Origin of the sequence: Trinickia sp., from assembly GCF_051953405.1 — a bacterium.
Taxonomy (GTDB): Bacteria; Pseudomonadota; Gammaproteobacteria; order Burkholderiales; family Burkholderiaceae; genus Trinickia.
On sequence record NZ_JBQCIV010000009.1, the window covers coordinates 1 to 21,726 of the forward strand.

Genomic DNA, 21,726 nt, shown 5'->3' on the forward strand with positions numbered 1-21,726 from the left:
CACAATACCGGGACACCATCGCAAAGCTCAGCGCGCAAATCGCGCGCCTGCCGGCTTGACCGTTCGCATCGATTGGGCACGTGGTCCCACCCGTAACAACTAGGGTAATGCCATGCTAAAAGTCACCAAGGCCGTCTTTCCCGTTGCGGGGCTCGGCACGCGTTTTCTTCCTGCCACGAAGGCCAGCCCGAAGGAAATGCTGCCGATCGTCGACAAGCCGCTGATTCAGTACGCCGTCGAAGAAGCGATGGCCGCCGGCATCACCGAGATGATCTTCGTGACGGGCCGCAGCAAGCGCGCGATTGAAGATCATTTCGACAAGTCGTATGAAATCGAAGCCGAGCTCGAGGCCCGCGGTAAGGAAAAGCTGCTCGAACTCGTGCGCAGCATCAAGCCGAGCCATGTCGATTGCTTCTATGTGCGCCAGCCCGAAGCGCTCGGTTTGGGTCACGCGGTGCTGTGCGCCGAGAAGCTGGTTGGCGACAACCCGTTCGCCGTCATTCTCGCGGACGATTTGCTCTATGCGGAGCCGCCCGTCATGAAGCAGATGATCGACGTCTTCGATCACTACCACAGCTCCGTGATCGGGGTGGAAGAGATTCCGCCGCAAGAGACGCGTTCGTACGGGATCGTCGACGGCAAGGAATGGGAAGACGCGATCATCAAGATGTCGGGTATCGTGGAAAAACCGGCACCCGAAGTGGCGCCTTCGAATTTGGGCGTGGTGGGCCGGTATGTTTTGAAGCCGCGCATTTTCGATCATCTGCGTGCATTGAAGCCGGGCGCGGGTGGCGAGATTCAACTCACCGACGGTATTCAATCGCTGCTCGGCGACGAGCAAGTCTTGGCGTATAAGTATCACGGTACGCGCTTCGACTGCGGCAGCAAGCTCGGGTATCTGAAGGCGACGGTGGAGTTCGCGCTGCGCCACCCCGAAGTGGCCGAGGAGTTCGAGCATTATTTGCGCACGCGCTCGCCGGTGATGGATAGCTGAGCGGGCGTCTGGCGGCGCCGGTGAAATCGGTGCGGGGGCGGGGCCGGTAGGCTTCGCCCCCATTTACATGGATCGGCGGTTGGCGGCTTCGTTTGCTATTCGGTGGCATATCCGACGCGCACCTATCGAGTTCCTCCCTCGCCCACAAGTCGATCGGATTCAATCGATCAACTTCGCAATCCGCGTGCGGTATCTTACCGATACCGCCCTCCTTCGCAACGACTCGCGCTAGCGATCGACATCGTCGCGTCTTTCTTTCACAAATAACGCTCCCCCGGATCATAGCAGCCGCTCCTCTTTTACAAGATGCGCTATGTTCTGCCTGGCATTCCCGTTGAGAAGGTCGGATAGAAGGTTATTCGCGAAGCTCGATTGGTAGACATACCGTCTTGGGATCGCAATTGGCCGAATCATTACCCGATATGCATCAAGCCGCCGTTAAGGGCGCGCCTTGGTAGGGATTCACTGAAACTGACGTCCGATTTTTCTGCCGATCGCACACATGCCTTGTCGTGGCGGGGCGTTGACGACCTTTGCATGTACGTCCTGTCACACCTGACAGGACCTTTAGCTAAACATCGAGACTAAAGTTCTCAACGTTTTTGGTCCGCTCTTTCAAGCACTGAACGAATGGCGCTCCTAGCCACCGGAGCCGATGGATATAAGCCGTCAATCGTACCGAATACACACTGAGATCGAGCCGCTTCGGGTTACAACTTTCCGAACCGACGGTTCAAAAATTTACCCTTTCTTACTTGACCGAAAAAGGATTCACTTGCAATGGAACGATTGACGCGCATGCTCGACTCCCGGACAACTGAATGCTCAGGGGGTATCGGCAACCTGCTGGTGCGTGCGGCACAACAGTACCCAGACTCCGGACTGCAATTCATCGCATCCGACGGCAACAGCGCCGCGTCAATGAAGTCATACAGCGATCTTCTCGATGAAGCGCAGCGGATTGTCGGAGGGCTTCGCGTTCACAACCTTCGTGCGGGCGCGAATGTCGTACTGCTGCTCGAAGACGCCAGCGATTTCATTCCCGCCTTCTGGGCGTGCCTACTGGGTGGCTATGTGCCGTGCCCCCTTCTACCCGTGCGCAACGACGCAACGCGTTGGGCCGCCCATCTGGATCATGTCGATCGCTTGCTAAGCCATCCGCTTTTCGTCACGACATCCGCCTTGGAAGGCGAGCTTGCTCGCAGCGCTGTACAAACGGCGGAGATCGACGCGCTGCGCACCGGCCGCCCCGACCGATCCGCGCACACGCCGGAACCCGCAGACGCGGCGGTGCTGATGCTCACGTCGGGTTCCACCGGCAATTCGAAGGCAGTCGTTCTCAGCCACGACAATCTGCTCGCCTCCATGGCAGGCAAGACCGAACGTCAGCGTCTGACCTGCGCCGATACCACGCTCAACTGGATCTCGTTCGATCATGTCGCGGCTCTCCTGGAAGCGCACATGTTGCCGCTCTACGTCGGCGCGACGCAGATTCATGTCGATTCGGCAGCGGTGGTGGCGGACCCACTGCTGTTCCTGCGGCTCATCGATCGTCACCGAGTATCCATGACGTTCGCACCGAACTTCCTCCTCGGAAAAATCAATGCCGTGTGCGAATCGGCGGATCATGCTGCACTGGATGTCGCGCAGCGGCCCTTCGACCTTTCCTGCGTCAAGCATATCGTCTCGGGCGGCGAGGCGATTGTCGCGGATACCGCTCGGCGCTTCCTCGATCTGCTCGCCCCTTACGGGCTTTCGCGCGATGCTCTATGGCCGGCATTCGGCATGACCGAGACCTGCGCGGGATCGATCTATTCCACCGAGTTCCATGACACCCCTGCCGATCGCGAATTCGCCGACCTGGGCCGGCCGATCCGTGCACTGCAGATGCGCGTCGTCGACGAGTGCGGCATGCCATTGCCCGACGGCGCACAGGGCGAATTGCAACTGCGCGGCCCGATGATCTTTACGCGCTACTACAACAACGCGCAAGCCACGCGTGCAGCGTTCACAAGCGATGGCTGGTTCCGCACGGGCGACCTGGGAAGCATCGAGGGCGGTCGTCTTCATCTTGTCGGCCGCAGCAAGGACAGCATCATCGTGAATGGTGTGAATTACTTCAGCCACGAACTCGAAACGGCCATCGAACAGTTAGACGGCATCGAAAAGTCCTTTGTCGCGGCATTCCCCACGCGGCAAAGCGGAGACGCGACAGAGCGCCTTGTCGTGACGTTTGCCACTGCGTTTCCGATTGAGGACGCGAAAGCGCTCTATCGGCTTCTCGTCGCAGTACGCAATGCAACCATTTTGCTGTGGGGTTTTCGGCCCTCGATCGTCTTGCCGCTGCCGAAAGACGAATTTCCCAAAACGAGCCTCGGCAAAATCCAGCGAAACTTGCTTCGCCAGCGGCTCGAGACGGGGCTGCTAGCCGTTCATCAGTCAAACGTCGACAACGTGGCAAGACGTCAAACGGGCGAGCATGTCTCGCCGCAGGGCAGGCTGGAAACGACCATCGCACGAATTTTTTCCGAAGTGTTTGGTGTGGCACACGACGCCGTCAGCGCAACCGTCAGCTTTTTTGATTTCGGAGGCACGTCGCTCGAAATCTTGAAACTCAAACGCCTGCTCGAGTTGCGTATCGACCTCGCCGACGTGCCGGTCCTCGCCATCATCAAGCACCCCACGGTACAGACGTTGGCCGGGTGGGTCGCGTCGGGGGCGCGAGCGGCATCCGAGCGTTACGACCCCGTCGTCCCCCTCCAATCGACCGGCGACAAGACACCGCTTTTCTGCGTTCACCCCGGTGTGGGTGAAATTCTCGTCTTCGTTAATCTCGCCCGGTATTTCGTCGACGAACGTCCGTTCTATGCGTTGCGCGCGCGCGGATTCAACGCCGGCGAGGCATACTTTTCGAGTTTCGACGAAATGGTTCGCACGTACGTCGATGCGATCAGGCAGCGCCAGCCTCATGGCCCCTATGCGATCGCCGGCTATTCCTATGGTGCGGCCGTCGCCTTCGAGATCGCCAAGGTGCTCGAATCCCAAGGCGAGCGCGTGGGCTTCCTCGGCAGTTTCAACTTGCCGCCCCATATCAAGTACCGAATGGACGAACTCGATCCGATCGAGAACGCCGTCAATCTCGCCTTTTTTCTCTCGCTGATCGACGGGAAGCAAACGCAGACTTTACCCGCCACACTGCGAGCGCTGGAACCAGGAAGGGATCCGTACGCGTATCTCATGGACATTGCACCGCCCGAGCGATTGGCGGAACTTCAGATCGATCTCGAGAAATTCCGGGCGTGGGCGAACCTCGGGCACTCTCTCGTTTCGCTCGGGCGCACCTATGTGCCTTCAGGCAGTGTCGAATCGATGTCGGTGTTCTACGCCATTCCGCTGCGCGGCACGAAGGATGACTGGCTGAATGTGCAACTCAGGCAGTGGGACAACTTCACCCGTCGTCCAAACCGTTATATCGACGTGCCAGGCGAACACTACACCCTAATGGGCCCCAAGCATGTTGCAGCGTTTCAGGCATTGCTTCGCGCCGAACTCGACCGAACGCTCGATGGCAACTGAACGCGGCGCGTAGCGGCATGGATACGCCGCACCGATTCGCACGATCGGCTGGCGCGGACCTAGCGGCGGCGCATCAGGAAGACGAACGTTTTGTCCTGAGTCGAGCTTTCGACGATTTCGTTGCCCGTTTGCTTGGCGAATGCGGCGAAATCGCGTTGCGAGCCTGGGTCCGTCGCCAGCACTTTTAGGATCTGGCCGCTCTGCATGTCGGCCAATGCTTTCTTGGCGCGGAGGATCGGCAGCGGGCAGGTCAGCCCGCGCGCATCGACTTCTTTGTGGATTTCCATGGGGAATCGCCTTTCTTTGAAACGCTTGGACTCGTGCGGTGATCGACGCGGCCCGCGTGAAGCAGAAATTTTACAGCAGCGAGCCGCCGCGGTTGGCGCTTCCCGGCCGGCCCGCTTCTAGCCTCCGATGGCGACGCCATCTTATTCGGCCCGCGTGGCGACATCCGAAAGGATCGGCGGGATTGGCCCGGTTCACGGCTAAGCGTTGTCGCCCTGATACGGCGGCTCGAAATCGGGGCTCGTATCGTTCTCGTCTTCGACCACCGTAAACCACGGGTAATAGCGATTGCGGCGCAAATAACCCTTCGCCGTCACCACCTTGGCCTCTCGCCCGACGGCATCGTAAAAATGCGTATCGGCATACCCGCACGTGCGCATCGCCCGATCGACGACGTACCGCCAATCGTCCACGTGGTACGGCTGATAGTTGCGTACCGGCAGTCCCTTGTTGTTGTACTCGACCTTTCCCGACACGGCCCATCGAGAGGGGGCATCGACAATGACGGGCAACCCGTTGCCGTCTACAACGATTTCGCCATTCGCTTCACGCTGCCACGCTGGCCCAGGAGGCACTTTCGCCCCCGCTTGCAAGGCGCGCCCCATTCCGTCGAAGTAGTGCACGCTCACCCGTACCTGTTGTGCGGCATCCGACGGATAGCGATCGGCGACCAAGACGGCGAATTGAACGGGCACCCGACTCACCGCTCGAATCGCCGAATGCAATCCATCGGGTATGCCGGAAATGTTCGTCGAGCCGGTGCCCCAAGCTCGACCTGCCGATAAAATCCAGCCGTCCGACGTCATGAAACCGCATTGCACGAGCTTCTTCCATAGACCAGCCACGTCATCGGCGAGGTCTTTCAATGACGCTTGCGAAAGCTGCCCCATCCAACTGAAGGCATCTTCGACATGAACGCTCGCCACCTGCTGCGCCTGGGTGCCGGCCGCCTCTATCGCGCCCTCGACTGTCAGGCCTTTCATCGAGAATGTCGAAACCGGGGAAAAGCCCACTTCGACACCCTCCTCGGTACCGTAAAAACTCGTCGCCACGACACGCCCGAGCGCATCGAGCAGAACCTCATGCGTATTCGCGTTGAGGTCGACCACGCGCTTCGGCTCCAAAAACCGATAGTCGTACTCAGCGGCCGTTTCGTTGCCGAGCGCGTCGGTCGTCTTCGTCAAACCACAAACGTAATCGTCGAATTCGTACGTCGTGGCGCCGGACAGGAGGCTAGCGCGCGCGCTGCTGGGCCGGTAGAACGCGGACGCCTTCCGATAGACGGAATACCCGCGCCGAGCAATCCAAACTTGCGATTCCGCGCTCTTGCCCGGCGACAAAATGCGATCGGCGAGTTCATAGCCGGCTTGCTTCAGCAGCGCGTCGCGCGCGCGATCGTCGAGCGCACCGTCGAATGCCTTCAAGCACGAATCATCGAATTCGGCCGTCTCCACGTGATCGACCAGACCGACAAACGGGCCCGGATCGGTGGTATAGACGACCTGCTCCTGTCCAGCGTAGACGCGCCGCTTACTCGGGTCGAGCAAACCGCCTTGCCCGCTCAACGATTCGAAGTCGAGCCCGCCGCTGGGCACTTGGTGACGGTCGTAGGTCAGAACGTTTTCCCGCCTCTGGTAAGGCAAGCGCAATCGCCACGCTTGAGCCGCGTCGCGTTCTATCGGTTGACTACAATACTCGGTTAGCACCAAGCCAGTTTGCTGCTCGTCGTAGCTGCTATCCCAACTCGTGGCAGGCAGCGAGTCCGGGTAAGGACTCTTGTCCGGCTTTGGGCGGCGCGGATAGTTCACGCCCACTTCCCATGTGACCGCACCGTATTGATCGCGACGCAGCCGCACCTGTTGACTGACCACTGGATCGACGGGAATGCGTTCGTAGCGGTAGCTGACCTGTTCTAGCTCGCCAGGCAGCGCGACAGGGCCGACATTGCCGCTCGCCGGCTGTACGAGCCGAACCTGATAACGCCAGGTCGACACCGAATACGGTACGCCCGCTTCGGCGCTGCCGTCGAGCCCGTACGTTTCCTGCCGCAACGGCATACCTTTGAGCGAGCGAAACAGCCAAAAGCGAGTGGTTGCATCAACTGCACCCAAGTCGACATCTTGCCGCCGGTGCGCGTCGTACTGCGTCAATCGGGTCGGCTTGACGATCATGGCGTCTTTGTCCCGATAGGGTGTGCCGAATTGGATCGATTCATCCCTTTCCCGCCCGCAGTGATACCACGATTGGGTGAACATGGGCGGCGATGCCGGTATGTTCGAGCCGAGCAAAGGCGTGGCGCGCGGGGCGTCCCATGACGTCACAAACCCGAACCCACGAAACTCGCGTTCAACGCCGTCGTACACGCCATCGTGAAAACGATGGTATGAGGTGAACACGTTCCCGGTCATCTCGTCCACCGTCTCGACCTGGGCGAGCGTATGCATGGGCATCGGTAACGCCGAGGTCAGATCGGGATCAGCCAACTTATCGTCGAGCCAATACTGAACCGAACTGCGGTACTCGAGCGTCGTTCCAGCGCCCATATTGTTGTTGATGGACTTCAGCAAGTAAGGCTTGAACTTCGTGAAATCCAGCCGCCAATGGCGCGGCATCATGTGTTGATGCGAGATCAACAAGCTCGCGACGCCCAAGCCCTGAAGATCGGCAAAGCTGACACGGCACAAACGATCGAAGACCAAACCCTGCGGCAGTTTCAACGTGACCGGCGCAGCCAGCCCGTTGCCGGACTGATTGACAAATAGCTTGAGTTGATCCTGTTCGACGTAGAGCAGATCCGCCGCGCCGCTCCCATCGATGTCGGCCAGAAACACTTGATCCGGATTAAACGAGGCTTGATCGAAATCGAGTGCCGCGAGGGTGAACGGCGCGTCGAAATTTCCGCGGCCAAGATTGGGCCAACATGTCACCCCGTCGTAACGAATGCGAACGAGATGAGGCTGGCCTGAACCGAGGATATCGCAGAACGCGACCACCTCGCGATCATCGCGTCCGGCGATCGGCAGGCCCAGCTCCCCTTCGGCGAGTTCATGCGCGACATCCGCTCCCGCGCCGAATCCACGACGTTGATTGGCGTACAGCCGGACGCTTTTCGGCCCGATCAGCGCCACATCGGCCAGCCCGGCGCCCACCAAATCCGCCAGTTGCGCCTGCGGATGAAAAAACTCTGTCGGCAAGGCGGTAAAAGGCGTAAATCGCGACCACGCGTTGCCCTCTTGCATCGAAAAGCACCCCGACATACCGGGCTGTGCGACCAGCCAATCGAGACGTCCGTCGCCATCGATATCCATCAAGGCAATGCGCGTCGGTTGCATCGACGGCACGGCAGGCAGCGCCTTCCCGTCGCCATACGCGATTTCGTCGGTGCCCGGTGTGCCGCGAACCGGCGCGCGGTAGTACCAGAACGTCCCCTCGCGAAACAGCACGCCGGGCACGCCGTCGCCATAGAGATCGACCATCTGATAATGCAACGCATCGTTCAATTGCGCGATGCCGTCGAACACCTGATAGTCGGCAATAAGCTGGCTCGGATCGAACGGGTTATAGCCGAACTCGAGCGGCGGCATGCTCAGCACCGTACCATCCGCTTCGTACGCGAACGTACGGGCCTGCACGAGTTGACTGACGACCGGCGATTCTCGATAGGTCAGCAACCACCGTCGTACAAGCGTATGCGCCTGTTTCAGCTCGGCCGGGAAGTGATGGAAGGATAAGACCTGCCGGCACAATCGATGCGTACGGACTTCGAACCCGTAGTCGTAATGGGAAAAGCTATCCTCCCGCAGCGGCCATTTGCTGCCGCTAGCCGCCGTGTAGGGGGCAGGCTCATTGGGATCGACACCGCGCTCCCCATAATCGAATACGACGCTGAACAACCACCCCTGCCCGCTCGCATCGGCCCTATCCCAAACATACAGATCGGCGGCGGCTGTTCGATTCCCGTAGTACACCTCGGCCAGATACCGATTCGCCACTTGATCGCGCGGCTTTTCGTTATCGGCCGTCGCGTTGTCTGCGTTTTCCCCGACATAGCGATAGTAGATGTGTTCGCCCAGGGGGTTGACGGATTCCTCGATACGCCACTCGGCGATGTGCGCCGCGTGCTTTGGATCGGCTACCTGCGCGCCGCCTGTCTTGCCGAGGCAATGCAGTTGTCCGTCGGCACCGTGGATCAACCAGAAATCGTCCGTCGTTTCGGCGCATTGCCAGCGTTCGATACGATCGAACGAACCTTCCACGCGGGGATAGTAGCGGGTGACTTGGTATGTTTTTCCCAGGTTCTTGTTGCCGTATTGGCTGACCGTACTTGTGATCGTCTGCCCATCCGCGTTTCGCTCGGCGATGAGCACTTCGCCATCGGGGCCGACAAATTCGTCTTCCGTCCCGCCGTCATAGCTCGGAACGCCGCGGTTCGTTCGGCGTCGAATGACCGTCTCGTTCAAACCCCATCCCAATGCGAACGGACCGTTTCCTTCCCCGCTGCTGTAGTTCAGCACCAACGTCGGCGCATAGCCTCGGCCCGCCGAAATCGGGAAGGGGAAAGAGAATTCGGCCATCCCGCTGGCGTTGACCGGGCTAAGCTTGTCGCGTGCCCCGACGATCGCCCCGCCGCCTTTGGGCAACGCCAGCTGCTGGACAGACAGCGAAGAATGGTTCGGCATGGTCGCTCGGTCGTAGTAGGTTGGATCCGACTGCAGCTCAATTGCCCAACGTCTTGTCCACCTGGGCGGCAAAATCGCTCCCGCCGTCGATCGCTGTGTAACGCACGTGAACGATCACATCGGTGAGCGTCTTCAGAAACGCCATTTGCGTCATCGATTTGTTGTAGCGCGGGAACGAGAGCACCCAGTTCGACACGGCACCCGTGCCCTCGAACGGCAAGTAGCGTTCGTCGCCGAAATTCAGTTCGAACAAGCCCGCGTCGCTCAAGCCAGAGGACAACGCGATTTGTTGACTGGCGCGAAGATTCGTGACGATTTGCGCCTGTCCCACGCTTTTCGATTTGCCGTTCAAATAGTTCACACCGTCGATGCTGGCGTTCAGCAGCGTGCTGCTCGCCGTCTGCATCAACGTCGCTTTGATGTCTTGGAAGGGCGCAAGCAAGCCCGGCAAACTGATCGCCACCGACTTTATCTGCCGCAGGTAGTGACCCGGATAGTCCTTGTCGAACTGCAATTCGGAGAGACCGAAGTGGAAGGCGCCGTCTTTCTTTTGTCGCTCGAAAGCGGACGCCCCCGCGATCTCTAGTAAGGACACGGTGCGAGTAATCTCCAAGCGGCGCTCATGGCGAGCGAGGTACGCGGCCTCCATTTGCTGCAGATTGAGTTGCAACGCTTGCCCCGCTTGCAAGCCGTAGTAGCGATCATTCCATGCGCCCGGCTGAATGAACGTACTCGTGAAATCCCCCGTTTCATACTGCCAGCAAGCGTGCGCGGCAAGACACAGCGATAACGTCGCATCGTACACTTGGTAGTAAAGCGCCGCTTGGCGGCCCAGTAGCCATTGATATAGCGCAGCCTGCGTGACGCGCGTTTTGAGGAAGGTGTGCACGGCTTTGATTTGCGCTTGTTGCGCCTCTACCCGCGTGAGTTCCAATTGTGCGGCCGTCGCACGCACCGATAGCGCATCGCGCTGCTTACCGACCGTGGTGTACTCCGAATCAGCCTGCTGAGATTGGTTTTTCCAATCTTCCTGGCGCCTGCGGTAACTTTCGCTCGTGGCTAGCCGGTCCGCGGTCACGCTCAGCACTTGCCCTGCTGTCAGCATGACGTTTGCGACGGCGTCGACGACGCCCTCTAGCCGCATCCCCCCGTCCGCCATGCCAAAAATAGTCGGCGGTATCTTCAACGCTCCGCCTGCCACCATCATGCCTTGCGAAACGGTCATAAGCTGTTCCGCACCCGCGTGAACATCCATGACCTTCTGCTCGGTATCCGAAATATTTTTGACATAGAGATCGTGATACCAATCGCGACGCGCTGCCGCGGTGTTCGCGCTGGCGATCAAGGCTTCGTCATCCCTCGCCAGGCCGTCGATCGTGTGCTGTTGCAGCGTGAGCAAGTAACTCGACATGTCGAGCAACTGTTGCTGCTGCAATTCCTCCCTCCTGGCCGAATCGCCGCGCTCATAGAGTGACAACAAGCTGTCGCCGAAGCTAGACAGCATCGCCACCGCACTGTACGCACGCGACAGCATCGCGCTGAATCGGTACGGCGGAATCGTTAGCGAGACTGCACCGCCTGCGCTGTTCAGGGTGCCGGGTTGCGCGCGCTGCTCGAGCAGCGCCACCCGGTTGACCGGCGCCTCGTAGAGCGCCAGCGACATCGGCTTGCCGTCGACGGTTAGGTTGTGGCGAAGGTTGTATAGCCGAGCGTCCAATGCATCCCAATAGGCCAGCAAGTAGGCATTGAGCGGCGCAATGAAATTGGTGTTGTCGGCGAGCAGGAGGTAACTGACGTCTCGCCCGCCTAGATCGACGATCCCCTCTTTGGCTGGAACCATCTCGCGCTCGAACTCGCGCAGCGCGGAATTCGACTGTTTGCTGAGTGCATCGAGCGTTTGCGGCACCCATGCGCTACTCAATGTGACGTCAGGCCTTGGCCCGAGCAGTTCCGCGGCCAGATCGTAGATGACCCTCGCTTGCGTCAATCCGTCGCGCGTGAGCTGGCGATACCACGCGTCGCCTTGATCGATCAGGTCGCTTACGTAGGCCATGAAGACGGCCTTTTGATAAATGACCGGATTGGCGTAGGCCTGGGCATCGGGATCCAAAGGATCCTCAACCAAGTAGGCGTATTGGCCCTTCGAATGGCAAAGGGGGTACACGTTCCAGTAATCGGGTGCGCTATTCGCTTTGTTTGCCGCGGAGGGGTCGAAGATGTAGTGCAACCAGCTCTGAGCGTCGGCGAATTGCTGTTCGTTCGAAAAGCGCCAGGCGACAAAAAACGGCATGTGGAAGAACAACTCCCAGAAATAGAGGCCGTTTGCGCCGTTGAAATCCATCGGCTCCGGGGGATCTCCCGCTACCAGCGGGGCTTCGAGGAGGGCGATTTGTAGCGCGTAATCGAGCAAGCTGTCCAGCCCCAAGCGCGCCTTGGCGATCAAAGTACGAACGAACGTGGTGTTCAGGCGCGTGTCCGCGGGAAGCTTCGGGTTACAGAAATCGAGATATTGAGCGAGCCCCAGCTTCGAGTCGTAATTCCATTTCAGTTGAGGCGGCTGGGTGAGGGAGTCGACTAGATCGCCGCTCGTTACAGTGACTTTATACCATGTCCAGACGTCATCGTCGTTGCCCGTCACGGACTCTTTATCCGTGACCGCCAGACAGATATAGACGTCGTTCGTGCCTGGCGATAGCAGGCTCACCGGGATACTTAGGCTGGTCGTGCTGGAGGCGGAGAGTCCGTATGCAACAGTGCTAGGCGGGTCGGTTTGCTTACTGCCGTTCGCAGTCCATATGATGGACGCACAGGAATATTCGCGAAGATTTTTCATCTTCGCCAAATTCATTATTCCATTTACGATACACCCCTGCTTCGTGGTAACTGCGCGCATACCAGTAAGCAAACAATCCATATTAAACAAAGAATTTACTATGGATCCCTTTATGGGCGTCCCCGTCACATCGAGCACATCCAAAAAATCACCACCAGTGGCATAAAATCTAAGCTTTTCCTTCTGCACCTCAATCTCCGGCAGCCATCCAAAATAGAGAGCAACAGACAATCGATACATTCCATCCTGCAAAGCCGATAACTGACCCGTAAACAACTTCGGATTGTGTGTTAACCCCGTATTTACAAAAACGTAATTATCGATATCCACGCGTCTAATTGTGACACTTCCGCTGCCGACATTTCCATCTCCGTTCGACGGCACATATCCGAACCCACCATTAGCAGCGTATATCCCTCCCAAAGATCCAACGGTTTCATCCACTGTAAATGTAAAATCATTCACAAAATCGGCATTAAGCGCAAGATCGACCCACAACGAATCACCCGACAAATAGACCAGCGAGGACGCGCCGGCTTTAGCATGAACCAGATCGGCGATCCTCGTCCACCACTGCTCCGTGCAACTAATGTCGCTCGTATTCGCCGCGTGCAGGTTTCCCGCCCCGAGCCCGCTTTTGACCGGAATATCATTGACGTCCGACAATGGCGCGACCGAGCCAATGCTATACGTATGCGTATAGAGCGGGTACTGCAAAGTGCCAATCGTTCCCGATGGATCCTGGTTGTAGCCCGTCCCGTTATCCTTAAACAAAGCAAAAAGTTTGTTTCGCGTATCCTCGATCAAATTTCGCTCATTAAACGAGGAGTCGCAGTACTGATAACCGTAGACGGTGGGCTTGTTAACATTGCCATTGGAAAAATCACGCACGAACACGCCCAGCATGAGGCGACCGTAGACATTACTACCGTGCACTCCGCCATCGTCGCTGAAATCGGTCGTTGCCAGCAGCTCAACGTAGTCCACGTGAAAATCGCCAGACAACTCATTAATCGACAATGCATTCCCGCTCACCGTCGATCCCGCCAACGACGCGCCATTCGGTGCCGTCCAAGTATCGTCGAAGCGCTTATAGCCGAAATATAGCCGATACGATCGCGTGTTAGCTTCCGTACCGTCTTGATTTTTATCGCGAACGGGATTGCGCTCCACCCACGCAATGTATAACCGCTCGTTGTAAAAGACCGGTCGAACCGTCTTTTCGAGCACCGCATCGCCGGCCAACGGCAATCCAATCGGTAGCCAATCGCTCCAGCAATTCGGCGTAACGGGTTTCCCAGCGCCGCCATTTCCATTTTTGCTTAGATCCATGGATCGCCAGTAATAACGATACGGCTTGGCGGTCGTTCTCCCCACGAAATAATAGGTAGCCTTGTTTAGATCCTGTGTCGAGTCCTGCATATGGATATACCCGCTCAACACGTAGAGATTGCTGACCGCTTCGAACTCGTTCAGGTACCCGAGCGCGGCGGCCTGAACGCGATCTTGATCGAGCCGGTTTTGGTTGAGCGTCGTTTCGAGATCCGTGAAGTAATGACTCTTGGTCTGCCGCGTCACGGGCGAAATGTAGTTCTCGGGGTAGTCCGTCACTTCCTCGCAGGCTGCCCAGTCGCCGTACTGGTTATCGTTCTCCCGCCACATCTCGACCACGGACGCGGCTACCGCGGGAAAGCCCGGCTCCGAACCATTCACGATCCGTGTCATATACGTTTGAACGCTCGATATGGCACTCGCCACGCGGCTCGTCGCCACGTCATCGGCCACCTCGGGATCGAACAGTAGGTAGTCGTACAAATCTTCGGTGGTGAGCTGTGCGTTCCCCACGCTCTTCAACGTCGGGCCCACGAACTGCATAAACCCCGCCACGAGTGCATCGCGTTGGGATTCGATCAACTGCTTTTCCAGCGCCGACGGCATAGTAGTCACCTCGATGAGACGTCGGGCACACCGAAGAAGGCGCCCGGAATGAGTGGGGTGTTTCGGGACGAAGTTCGCCTGTACAACGTCCAATACTGGAGCGTCAGTTCATGCCGGTGACGCGATTCGCTCCCGCGACCATCGCCTGTCCTACGGCTTGCCAGGCGGCGTAGGTAAAGCTGCGATCCAAGATAAAAGCCTGTCGCTGCTGCGATACGGTGAGCCCGGTGTCCACTTCGGCTTGCTGCATCCGCACGACGGAATCGAGGTCGGAAACCGTCTTGGCGACACCGCCTAGCACCGTCCAGCAATCCAGGACCGCTTCCCGCTTCCAACCCAGCATCCGCGCCATAAGGCCCGCGGCCGTCTCCGGTTGCGGCGCCGGACTATTCGCTAGATCGAGGAATGCCAGCACGTCGTCTTCCGTCCCGCTGTTCGCCGCGCCGATTCGATGAAGCAAGTCTTCGTATCGGCCCAGGAGGTAAGCCGAAGCGAGCGTCACATCGCCGCTGTGGGCCGAGCGCACGCCAAACCGATGCGGGTAATCGAGCAAATGCTCGAGCGCCGCGGGACTCACCGAAAAATGTTGGCATAGCAGCGCGCATCGAGCGGTTTCCTCGAGGGTGGTTAAGTAACCGCCTGGAATATCCACTGCGGCGTTAACGGCAGACTTCAACGCCCAAGTCGCGCGCAAAAACTGATAAGGCGTCTGCCCGACCCAGCGAAGCAACAACGCGGATAGCGATTGCGTCACGTTCAGCGTCTGCGCCAGCAGGCTCGTCGCCACGCCTGTCTGCGTTTGACGCGCCTGGACGATCGCTGCGTTGAGCGCCACCATCGCTTGCGTCTTTTCGGTAGCGGTGAGCGCTTGACCGTTGACGACATCACGGATCGCCTTGATTATCGGCAACGCGATGCCGGTGACGTTAACCGTGTCGCTGGCGGCGTCGGTGACCAGCCCGGCTCCGTCCACAAGCTTGCTGGCCGTCAGCAACTGCAGCCAGTCGATCGGCTTCTGGCTGTTATTGATCAACGGAGCTCCGCTGCGCTGGAATAATGCGGAATTAACCAATGTGTTACCAAGCAGCCGCCAGACATCTTGAATAAATTCCAACTGATAGGCCGTTCCCTGCGGACTGATCGCCCCGGCTCGCACGATCGAATCCTGCGGCACCTGCAGCGACCCCGCTATTACGGTCACATTAACCGATATCTTCAATTTTGACGACATTTCATGCAGCCCGGACAGCTTGTCGCGTTTTATTTTTAAAGGAATACAAATTGCGTATTTTACGCCACCGGACGCCTTCCGGTAGGCATCCAAGGTGAACAAAAAGTCCTGTTGAACCCCCCCGTTTACCGCGTAATCTTTGTTGATTTCGGATAGCGAATCGGAGGTCGCCCAATACGGGTAGCCGTTTAAAGACAATCCATTCGGAAGGGGATAGGATATCGGGTAAATCCACTGATCACCGTTAGTCGAAAAATCGATTCTTTGCGTAAAATAAACATATCCCGAACCATCGCCGTCAATCACATCGCTCCAACTGAGCGAAAAATTGCTCAAGTACTCGGCATTAACATTAGCCGTACGATAGACCCCCGTCGAGACAAACTCCGTCCGAGGTGTCAGCATGATCGATGCACTCTGGCCCGATAGCCGTCTATTCTTAAACCAAAGTGCAACGTGGCTAAGCGTCTGAAAGAGGCTTATGCTTGAAATCGACGCAATGAATAAGTCTGCCCATACGTAGCCCGTGTCCCGATCCATGAGATCGACGATCTCAAGGAGGTCAATCGTGGCGACCCCGAGCGCATCCGAAAGCGACGCGACCCGATAGAACGCAGAAAGATGATCAAGACTGCAGCATATCTGCACCAGCCCTCGAGTTTTGATCAACGCCCCAGCGATCGTTAGGAATTCGTCGCGAGACAGTTGCAGCGCCGCGCAGATCTTCTGTACGCGTGCCCCATCATCCCCGGACGTAGCGGTGCAGTCGAAATTTTGGTTATCAGCCACAAGCGGCGCATCGAAACCGTTACCGCTATTGAATATCCGATCAAAAAACGGCGCTTCCGGTGAAACCGCATAAGGCGTCACATGCGAGAACCAAGCGGCAAACGCTTTGACGGAGACCGAGTGCATTTTTCGATAGTGTCGGTAGACTCCAAGCAGGCGGAGTACATGGTCATCCATCAGCGCCTGGCTCGATACTTGAGCATCCGCCACAAGCGATGACACGAGAAGATCGACGTCTTCGAACGGAAGATCAAGCCACTTTTTCAGACGCACCATACGATTGATGCGATCCATTCTATCGTCCGTGAGCGAATTAACTACCAGCGTCCCGTCCTTTTGCTTTTCGATGGAAATGTAATTGCTCCCATTCGAATTGATCTGCATCGCATTAACGAATCGTGCACCGTAGACACCGGGATTCGCTTCCGGCTCGGCTGGGCAATTGCCGGATCGGATGACATTGTTCTGTCCCGCCGTCACGCATAACATTTGCTCGACTTCCGGCACTGTCAGGCCGGTATGACTGCACAGCGTGTCGATCGATGCGAAGTCGGAGACCGTGAGCGCGGCACTGCCGAAATTCTTCTCATAGAATCCTGGCCCATTGTTCGTTCCGGCAGCGAACCAAGGCGGCTCCACGACGATGTTTTGTTGCTCGCTGGACAATCCACTAGCCATGATCTGCAATCTAGTCAGATCTTCGGCTTGGTCGTCGCTGAGATTTTTTGTCGACGACCAAAAGCTCGGCAGCAGCGCGGGGTTTTGTGCCAACAAGTAGTCTTCAACTTCGACATTAAGCGTCGACTGCGCCGCGACAATCTGTCGATTCGCAAAACTGTAAGGAAAGAAGTTCGGATAGCGCTCCGTATCGAACTTCGAATTGACGTCGCTCACCCCCTGAAAATCGCTCGTTCCTTTAATTGCCGACGTCAACACTTCATTGACCAATTGAAGCTGCGACACCTCCTCATTGATCGCAGCGTCGTCGATCAAGAGATTCCCAATATCGGGCCTCCGCTGTGCGAGCGTATTCATAGCCGTGGCATCCCCGGCCTTCTCCTGATCCAACGCCCTTTTGTAGATATACGAAAGATAAGCGACCGGCCCGTCGTTCGCTTCCGGTGCACCACTGGGTGCATTGATCTTCCACCCGGTGCTTTTATCGAGAAACTGATTGGGATAGTCCGGGCCAGGCCGGGAGAACACCCCACGCACCGCGGCGTCGATCCCCGTCGTCACGCCTCCGTGCCGATACTTCTGAGCGACTTGCAGCGCATAACCGATTGCCAAATCGTAGATCGCCCCGCCCTCTATCCCCAATGTACCGCGATGCAGCTTGACGAACCGTTCGCGGGGAATTTTTGCCACATCGAAAACCGACGTATAACCGAGGCTGCTGAGTTCGCCCTCCAAGCTAAATATCGACTCCACGCGTTCGATCAAGGGGCTAATTGTCATGCTCACTCCGTCGTCAAGGTGGCAAGCCGGCTTACGGTGTTTGTTCGACTGCGACGCTACGCGCTATCAAAGGTATGCCGCGTGCTGTAACTCTATTCCGTAATTTCTCGAGACACACCTTGTCTCGGTCTAAGCGCATCGAGAGCGCTCTACCGATTTCAACTATTGAGATAACCCGGGAACGATTAAAACGGATACGATAAAAATGAATAAGGGCTACAGACGCAATGCCCGTAGCCCTTGTGCTTGCTGCAGATCGTACTGGAGTCGAACCAAGTTTCGGCGGTTTAAAAGACCGCTGCTCTGCCTGTGAGCCAACGATCTACGCCGCAATCGTAACGGCGCCAACCCGTTTCGTCGACGAGGAAACAGCCATTTACCCTATCGATATCCCATATTGCGAGCCATCGCACTCGCCAGCGCCAAGCGACTAAGCGGCAATCGGCATGGCCCGCCATTGCCGTGCAATGCCTACAGCAAAACCGGCGAACCGCTCACGCACGCTTCCCGCAACGCTTTACCGATTCTCGTCGCTTCGAGCGCATCGGCCAACGTTGCGCCGGCTGCCGTTTCGGGCTCGCCGCCGGCCAAGCGCGTCGCCACCGCTTGCACGAACGCCTGCGCCTCATGCAGGAACGCGTCCTCGAAGCGATCGAAGAAGGTCGGCGTGCTTTCGCTACGCACGCCGCCCGCTTCGTAGATCTCCACGCGAGTCTTGCGCGGATTGTGGCCGATCGCAAGGGCGCCGGCCGTTCCGATCACCTCGCTATGCGTATCGTTGCCGTGCGCCATGGTGCGCGAGGCATAAAACACCGCCAACCGTCCGCCCTCGAACTCCACGACGCCCACCCCGTTATCGACATCGCCGAACTCGCGCAGGCCCTCGTGCAGGGCGATCGTCCCCGTCGCGAACGCCCGTGTTGCACGCGCGCCGCCGAAGAACCACCGTGCGACGTCGATATCGTGCACCGTGCAATCGAGAAAGATACCGCCCGAGGTCGGCGCGAAACGGACGAAGAAACCGTCCGGATCGTTTTGGTCGGTCGTTTGCGACCGTACCATGAAGGGCCGACCGATCGTGCCCGCCACCGCCTTCTCGTACGCGTCGCGGTAGCTCGGATCGAACCGGCGCATGAAGCCGATTGTGGCTTCCAAATGCGGATATTCGCGCGCGACGTCGAGCACGCGCTCGCATTCGGCCACATTCAGCGAGAGCGGCTTCTCGCAGAACACATGCTTGCCCGCCTGCAAGGCCGCCACGATTTGTTCCGCATGCAGCGAGGAAGGCGTAACGAGCCAAACTGCGTCGAGTTCACGATCGGCGAGCAATGCTTCGTAGTCCGAATAAAGTCGCGGCGCGGGCAACGTGTCGCGCGCCCAATCGCGTTCCTCGCTCACGGGACTGCACGCGGCCGCTAGGATCGCGCCCGGCACGCTATACGCCAAGTTCGTCGCATGCCGCTTGCCCAAACGGCCCAATCCCGCGATGCCGATCTTCACCGGCCCGCGCTTCGCCATCGTCGTCACTGTCTCGCTCCTTATCGCGATCGTCTTCGATCGCTTCAATCGTTTCGCTCGTGGCGGCGGCTACGGCCGAATCGAGCGCTCAGGTGGGCCGAGTGAATCCAGCGGATCGAGCTAATCGCGCACACTAACGCCGCGCGCGATCCGCCACGCACCGCGACCCTACTCGCCCACGTTCACAATGCGGCCTTCGCGCCACGAACGCGTCGCGGCCTCAGCCAGTTCCAACGCCTTGACGCCATCGGCTATCGTCGTGCGCACGGGTGCGCCCTGCGTCACCGCATCGAAGAAATGCGCGATTTCGCTCGCATAAGCGGCGCGATAGCGCTCCAGGAAGAACGCCTCGGGCACGTCGCTCGACACCGCGTTCGCCGTATACGAGACGACTTCCGTCGGCCTCACATTGCCGGCTTGCAGCATGCCCGCGCTGCCGAGCACTTCGAACCGTTGATCGTAGCCGTAGGCCGCGCGGCGCGTCGTGTTGATCTGGCACAGACGGCCGCGCCTCGTGCGGATCGTCACGGCCGTCGAATCGACATCCCCGGCATCGGCAATCGCTGGATCCGTCAAGCAGCTACCGTTGGCATGCACGGTCACCGCTTCGTCGTCGAGAATCCAGCGGAAGATGTCGAAGTCGTGGATCAGCATGTCCTTGAAAATGCCGCCCGAGCGGCGGATGTACTCGACGGGCGGCGCCCCCGGATCGCGGCTCGTGACGACGAGCATTTCGGGGGTGCCGATCTCGCCCGCCGCGATACGCGCCTTGACCGCGGCAAAGGTCGGGTCGAACCGGCGCTGAAAGCCGATCATGCACACGACGCCCGCCGCTTCGACGGCACGCGCACAAGCACGCGCACGTTCGAGTTCGAGATCGACGGGCTTTTCGCAGAAGATATGTTTGCCGCGGGCGGCCGAGCGTTCGATGAGATCGGCGTGCGTATCCGTGCTCGAACAAATCACGGTGGCGCCCACCGATGCGTCGGCAAGCGCCACGTCGGCCTCGACCACCGTCGCACCGTATTGGGCCGCCAGCTCGGCCGCCGCAACGCGATTGACGTCGACGACGTATTTGAGCCGCGCGCCGGGATGGCGCGCGAGGTTGCCGGCATGAATGCGGCCAATGCGGCCCGCCCCGAACACCGCGACGTCGATTATCCGGCCGCCCGTGCTGTTACTAGTCATCGTATCCTCCTGTGTCCTTGGATTCTTCAACGTTCAACTCGAGCCGGTACGCAAGCGCCACGAACAGCGCCTGGCACAAGCAAATCGTGCTGGTCAGCGCGCGAAACGCAAACGCGCTGCCTTCCTTCACAAACAATTGGGCACTCGCGTAACGCGCGAGCGGGGACAGACGGCTATCGGTGATGACGAGCGTCTGCGCTTGATGATGGTGGGCGACGCGCAAGCAATACTGCGTCTCGCGCCCGTACGGCTCGAAGCTGATGGCGATGACGACGTCGCCCTTTTTCACGCTGCGGATCTGCTCGCGAAACATGCCGCCGAAGCCGGACACGAGATGCACGCGCTTGGCCGTGTGCTGCAGCGCGTAGACGATATAGCTCGCCACCGCGAACGAGCGCCGCACGCCGATCACATAGATGTTTTCCGCGTGTTGAAGCATGGAGACGGCGGCCTCGAACTGTTCGTCGTCGAGCGTCGCTTCCAGCTCGTCGAGACCGTTGCGGCACGCGGCGACGAACTCGCGCGCGACATTGCCGCCCGAAAGCCGCCCGGGCTTTTCGTCGATCAGTTTGCGGATGCGCTGCTTGTAGGTCTGCCCCGACGGGCTCTGCCCGGCGTACGCCTGCTTGAACACTTCCTGCAGATCGGAGAACCCGGAAAAACCGAAACGCTGCGCGAACCGTACGACCGCGGAGGGATGCACGCCGCAGCTCGTGGCGATATCGCTCGTGCGATCCACCATCACGCTCGAGCGGTGCTGCTCCAAGTACGAGGCCACGCTCTTCAGTTGCCGCGGCAGCGAATCGTACGTCTCAGCGACGCGCTGCATGAGCTCGTCGACGCTCGGCAGCTCGTCGGTGGTGTCTTCCTGCATGGCTTGTCCTTTTGTAAGCGGGTAGCCGCTCCGACTCAGGGCGCTACAGGCACCGAGGGCTTTCCCTAGCCGGCACACGCGCGTCCCGACGATGCCGATTATAGGCAGGCCCGGAGCAAAATGGAACGGATTTTCCATTTTTCAGCGCAATGAAATTTTCTTTGCAATCGCGTTCGACTTCGCCTACTCTGTTTCGTGAGCGGCGCGGGTCGGTCATGCGTCGCTCCCAACGACATAACTTCGAAATAGGTGGAGACAAATGAGACTTGGCACCCGCAAGGCCGCTTTGAGAACGTTCGCCGCGACCTTCACTTCCGCGCTGGCATTCGCGTTCGGTCCGTTCGCTGTCTCGTCGGCCCACGC

Annotated in this window: 9 protein-coding genes and 1 tRNA gene; 2 read left to right on the forward strand and 8 right to left on the reverse strand. The window is 58.7% G+C overall.

The features are described 5' to 3' along the window. Nucleotides 1–112: 112 nt before the first annotated feature. Nucleotides 113–994, forward strand: a complete 882-nt coding sequence (gene galU, locus ACTHN9_RS01930; RefSeq protein WP_440535065.1) for a UTP--glucose-1-phosphate uridylyltransferase GalU — start codon at nucleotides 113–115, stop codon at nucleotides 992–994. Between the two features lie 780 nt (nucleotides 995–1,774). Beyond that, a complete protein-coding gene (locus ACTHN9_RS01935; protein WP_440535066.1) occupies nucleotides 1,775–4,570 on the forward strand; it encodes an AMP-binding protein in 2,796 nt (931 codons plus the stop codon). Nucleotides 4,571–4,629: 59 nt separating this feature from the next. On the opposite strand, the gene ACTHN9_RS01940 is transcribed toward ACTHN9_RS01935, so the two are convergent. The 8 genes from ACTHN9_RS01940 to ACTHN9_RS01975 all read right to left on the reverse strand — a co-directional run bounded on the left by ACTHN9_RS01940 (nucleotide 4,630) and on the right by ACTHN9_RS01975 (nucleotide 21,363). Then, entirely contained in the window at nucleotides 4,630–4,857 is a 228-nt protein-coding gene (locus ACTHN9_RS01940) for a sulfurtransferase TusA family protein (RefSeq protein ID WP_440535067.1), read from the reverse strand. A 198-nt stretch (nucleotides 4,858–5,055) separates the two neighbouring features. Then, nucleotides 5,056–9,534, reverse strand: a complete 4,479-nt coding sequence (locus ACTHN9_RS01945) for a SpvB/TcaC N-terminal domain-containing protein (RefSeq protein WP_440535068.1) — start codon at nucleotides 9,532–9,534, stop codon at nucleotides 5,056–5,058. Between the two features lie 37 nt (nucleotides 9,535–9,571). Next, nucleotides 9,572–14,305, reverse strand: a complete 4,734-nt coding sequence (locus tag ACTHN9_RS01950; protein WP_440535069.1) for a neuraminidase-like domain-containing protein — start codon at nucleotides 14,303–14,305, stop codon at nucleotides 9,572–9,574. Nucleotides 14,306–14,408: 103 nt separating this feature from the next. Beyond that, a complete protein-coding gene (locus ACTHN9_RS01955; RefSeq protein WP_440535070.1) occupies nucleotides 14,409–17,783 on the reverse strand; it encodes a Tc toxin subunit A in 3,375 nt (1,124 codons plus the stop codon). Nucleotides 17,784–18,035: 252 nt separating this feature from the next. Further along, nucleotides 18,036–18,107 (reverse strand) — tRNA-Lys (locus tag ACTHN9_RS01960). A gap of 147 nt (nucleotides 18,108–18,254) precedes the next feature. Further along, a complete protein-coding gene (locus ACTHN9_RS01965) occupies nucleotides 18,255–19,301 on the reverse strand; it encodes a Gfo/Idh/MocA family oxidoreductase (protein WP_440535073.1) in 1,047 nt (348 codons plus the stop codon). 168 nt (nucleotides 19,302–19,469) lie between these two features. After that, a complete protein-coding gene (gene iolG / locus ACTHN9_RS01970; protein WP_440535071.1) occupies nucleotides 19,470–20,489 on the reverse strand; it encodes an inositol 2-dehydrogenase in 1,020 nt (339 codons plus the stop codon). Then, nucleotides 20,482–21,363, reverse strand: coding sequence for a MurR/RpiR family transcriptional regulator (locus ACTHN9_RS01975; protein WP_440535072.1), 882 nt, complete (start codon nucleotides 21,361–21,363; stop codon nucleotides 20,482–20,484). The genes iolG and ACTHN9_RS01975 overlap by 8 nt, the downstream gene beginning before the upstream one ends. Nucleotides 21,364–21,726: the final 363 nt, after the last annotated feature.